Here is a 4,100-nt window from a genome sequence, read left to right as displayed (position 1 = left end):
TAGTTATCTAAATAGATACTAAGAACGTCTTTTACAAAAGCGTAACGCGTACTCAGTCTTTATTTTTGACCTCGCATTATAACGCAGCTCAAAGCGGTAGAATCAGTTGCCACATTTAATTTATCACAACAAAACGATACACAGTCACTCATAGTCTTATTTGGATGCACTCACGACTCTTGCTATAGTAAGGAGCGCCTGACATACAATAACTAACGACCAAAATTAAGGATATAAAAATGGCTGACAAAGAAAAAGACAAAGACAATAAAAATCTCATCGACAATATGAAGCTTATCTTAGGTAAAGAAGATAAATTAAATGATCAACTTGAGAATGGTCGCGGCCTTGAGCGTTACGCTAAGGATTTGCTCCTTTTGCTAAGCCTAGTAAAAGACTACTATCAAGGTAATTATCGCGATATTCCCTACAAGACCATATCAGCAGCAGTGGTTGGCCTACTCTATGTCCTAAACCCTATCGATATCATTCCAGACTTTATACCGTTTATCGGTCAGATCGATGATGCACTGGTACTCAAGTTTTGTCTCAAGCTGATGGAAAAGGATCTGCTAAAGTACAAAACTTGGAAAGATGAGCAGACAGCAGCCAAAGACGGTGACAAACTATCGGAGACTACGGATGAAAAGGCGCAGAATAAAGACAAGGACAAAAAGAAATCCGCTAAAGAGTCAAAATAACTCGCTCACCATAGCTATCAGGTAGTACTTGTAGCAAAAACACGCTCAATGAGAGACTCATTAACCGTGTTTTTATTTACTAGCTTAATCGCGCTAATCGTCTCAAACTTGTCCTAGTCTGGAACGTCATAATTGGCTTTTTCTGGATTAAGACCAAATGAGTAGACAAAGGTGGCAACGAGACTGTTGACTATAATAAAAGGGAGATCAAGAGCGACATGCCCAAGAATATAGCGCCCCAGCATCCACGACACAATTAGCATAACAATAAAGAAGCCAGCCAGATAACCCAAAATCGCTGGATGTTTTAGGTGATAAGGCTGCTCAGGGTTTTTGTCAAGCAAATAAAGTCGAACCGCCCAGCCTGCTGCATAAGATAGGCCGCCCAACACCACATAACCCAAAAAATTCATATTTTTAACTCAATTAATCGTTTTTTATAGACAAGATTTACCTATTCTATCAAGCGATATCAAATGCTTTCGTTCACATTATCAATGACGATATCGGCATGCGGATTAGCCAAAATATCGGTATTGATATCATCGCACTCGACGCGGTAGATGGTATTAGCGCCGCGGTAGATGTAGGATAGATATTCGCTGTCAAGTAGCGGGTCGATATTAGCATAGACAGGCTTGACATGGGCGAGTACCAGCACTCTATCAGGACGCGCGATGAGGGCATCGACATTGTCAGGGTCAATAGAAAAATAGGTCGGTATTTCACTGTTATCGAGCACCTCTAAAGGCTCAGGATCATCCCAAACTCGCCCGCTACTGGCAGGCTCTTTCATTTGCATCACGCGCATCCCATCAATCTCGCTCACCTTTATTTGAGCAGGCTCATCATGGCTGACCGTATAGCAGCCGTCAAATACAGACAAGTTAGGTGACGCGGTAGCTACTACGCCATCTGCCGTGGTGTCGTTGCTACAACCTATAAACACTAAGGCACTACTCACAACCAAGACAACTTTACATGCTGCTAATCGGTGACGTCTAACGGTTTGAAGTAATGACATGCTAGGGTTTTCCTAAATAATGAGGTAGAAGCGATGCAATGCGCGTTTGCGATAATTTTAGCAAAAAAATAAATCTGGTTTTGTTGTGATATGTGGTTTTAGGAGTTTATTGCTGACAGTCGCCCCTATCGACGACGTATTTGCTATAATCAAAGGCATAAATCTCACAGCTATTATTTGCTAAAATACGCTCGATACTGGTTTTTTATCTGCGTCTAAGACCCTACGCAATCCTCTATTTTTATCTTAATTCATTGAGTTTTTATGTCAGACAATCCATCTTTATCAGTCGCCCCTAACCCTTTAGACGCCAAACTAGATACTACAGTTGCCTACACTGACGGCGCTTGTAAAGGTAATCCTGGCGCTGGTGGTTGGGGCGCACACCTTATATTTAGCGATGGACGTACGCAGGATTTATATGGCGGCGCTGATGCGACGACCAATAATCGTATGGAGCTTATGGGCGCGATCAAGGCGCTTGAGCATAGTCCAAAGGCGCAAAAGATTGAGATTTGGACTGACTCTAGTTATGTTCAAAAAGGCATAACAGAGTGGATTGAGGGCTGGAAAAAGCGGGGCTGGAAAACGGCAAGCAAAAAACCTGTTGCCAACCAAGATCTGTGGCAATTGCTAGATGAGAATTGTCAGAACCGTAAGGTCGCTTGGCACTGGGTCAAGGGTCATGCTGGTCACGCGGGTAATGAGAAAGCGGATGAGCTGGCAAACCTCGGTGTCACCTCTAGTCATGAGCCGCCTCGCCAGTCATTAGCACCTGATATAGATAAAAAAAAAGCGCAAATAATGCCTGATGACGACTGGATCAATTTAGATCCTTTAGGTTTTAATATGATGGATGAGCTGAATGAACAAGAGCCAGACTTGCCTAATACTCAGCCAAATACTACTGCTACTACGAGTACTAAGATGACAAACCCTGATAATCAAACCGGCGATATGCCTACAACTGACAGCGCAGCTCCCAAGTTTGATGGCGATACCAGCCGCGCCAATCCACACTTTCGTCCTTTGCTTCCGAAGCCCATCCATCGTCATGAGACTGATCGCCAGCTCATCATGGATACAGAGACCACAGGGCTTGAGGCATTGGGTGGCGACCGTATTATTGAGGTCGGTATTGTTGAGATGGTGGCGCGCAAGTTTACGGGTGAAAAACTTCACGTCTATATCAATCCGCAGCGCGGCATGGATGAAGAGGTTATCCGTATCCATGGTATCTCAGAGGCGTTTTTGACCGACAAACCCACCTTTGATCAAGTCGCAAAAGATCTTTATGACTTTATGGATGGTGCTGAGATTATCGCTCACAACGCCTCATTCGATATGAACTTTTTGAATATGGAGTTTGCCAAAGTAGGCTTGTCAGACTTCGCCGAGCGCGTACAAGTGACTGACTCTCTATTGATGGCAAAGCAGCAATACCCTGGACAAAAAAACACTCTAGATGCACTCGTACGTCGCTTAAATGTCGGTAAGCAAGACCGTACCTTTCACGGGGCACTGCTAGATTCTGAAATCCTAGCGGAAGTCTATCTAGCGATGACCGGGGGTCAGGTTACGCTCGCTATTGAAGAGGACATCCAGACAGATGGCGGACAAGCGGCGCATGCGAATTTTTCTGAATTGGCATCCTTGCTATTAGCATCAAGCTTAGATGAGGATGCCAATCAGCACTGGTTTGCCTCTTTGGCAGATAAACATCCTGAAATAAAAGCTCAGATATCGCAATAAACGCCCCAAAAAGATAACAGCTTGCACGTATCACAGACAGATGTAATGATAAGCTGCTGAGCGGATGCTCATAGACACAAAGCTTGATTTGCATTATTGTAGAACTCATTTATGGCAGCCTTGTCTACCCTCTCTTGCTATCGGCACTACACGGAATAACAATTATGAGCCAGTCTGAGCAAATAAAACTACTCGCCCCAAGCTTAAGTGTGACCAATTTTAATCTGCCATCTCTGCATCTGTTATATGATGAGATTATTGCCACATTGACTCAGGTTGAGAGGCATTTAACTGAGTTTAACGATCATCATGATCAAGCGCCGTTATTGCTAGACTCCGTGGAAGCGCTTGAGCAATTGTCTTGCGTCTTTGAGCTGATCTCTTTGGCAGGTGGACAAGTCCTTAGCGCTGCTATCGCGCAAGGATTGCAGCGGATCCATGATAACACTGAGCAAAACGATACCGCACTCATTATGGATTTATCAGAGGCCATCATGACACTTGATCGTTATGTTGAATTTGTACTGTTAACAGAGACGGTAGAGCCTACGTTATTATTACCTATTATCAACAAGTTGCGCGCCCACAGCGGCGCTGATCCCATAGCGTCTGACTACTTTAGT

The 4,100-nt window shown here is 44.0% G+C and carries 4 protein-coding genes and 1 pseudogene; 3 read left to right on the top strand and 2 right to left on the bottom strand.

Annotated elements, in window-relative coordinates; translation table 11 throughout:
- Positions 1-239 precede the first annotated feature (239 nt).
- Positions 240-701, top strand: a complete 462-nt coding sequence (locus ACTXGO_RS10680) for a YkvA family protein (RefSeq protein ID WP_443574426.1) — start codon at positions 240-242, stop codon at positions 699-701.
- 113 nt (positions 702-814) lie between these two features.
- On the opposite strand, the gene ACTXGO_RS10675 is transcribed toward ACTXGO_RS10680, so the two are convergent.
- Positions 815-1,114 carry a hypothetical protein gene (locus ACTXGO_RS10675; protein ID WP_317198475.1) on the bottom strand — a complete coding sequence of 100 codons (300 nt, stop codon included), beginning with the start codon at positions 1,112-1,114 and terminating at the stop codon, positions 815-817.
- A gap of 59 nt (positions 1,115-1,173) precedes the next feature.
- Positions 1,174-1,725: a hypothetical protein gene (locus ACTXGO_RS10670; protein ID WP_443541882.1), complete on the bottom strand. Its 552-nt coding sequence runs from the start codon at positions 1,723-1,725 to the stop codon at positions 1,174-1,176.
- A 264-nt stretch (positions 1,726-1,989) separates the two neighbouring features.
- Here ACTXGO_RS10670 and dnaQ point away from each other — a divergent pair, with 264 nt between their 5' ends.
- Positions 1,990-3,477: a DNA polymerase III subunit epsilon gene (dnaQ, locus tag ACTXGO_RS10665; RefSeq protein WP_443541883.1), complete on the top strand. Its 1,488-nt coding sequence runs from the start codon at positions 1,990-1,992 to the stop codon at positions 3,475-3,477.
- Positions 3,478-3,641: 164 nt separating this feature from the next.
- Positions 3,642-4,100 (top strand): annotated as a pseudogene (locus ACTXGO_RS10660) (hypothetical protein); the annotation flags it as partial.

The sequence above is a fragment of the Psychrobacter sp. T6-1 genome, from assembly GCF_052258445.1.
This window is presented reverse-complemented; position numbering and strand designations above follow the sequence as displayed.

Bases quoted from the DNA above. Each gene is read 5' to 3' on its own strand.
- ACTXGO_RS10680 (WP_443574426.1), top strand. From the start codon at position 240: ATGGCTGACAAAGAAAAAGACAAAGACAATAAAAATCTCATCGACAAT.
- ACTXGO_RS10675 (WP_317198475.1), bottom strand. From the start codon at position 1,114: ATGAATTTTTTGGGTTATGTGGTGTTGGGCGGCCTATCTTATGCAGCA.
- ACTXGO_RS10670 (WP_443541882.1), bottom strand. From the start codon at position 1,725: ATGTCATTACTTCAAACCGTTAGACGTCACCGATTAGCAGCATGTAAA.
- dnaQ (WP_443541883.1), top strand. From the start codon at position 1,990: ATGTCAGACAATCCATCTTTATCAGTCGCCCCTAACCCTTTAGACGCC.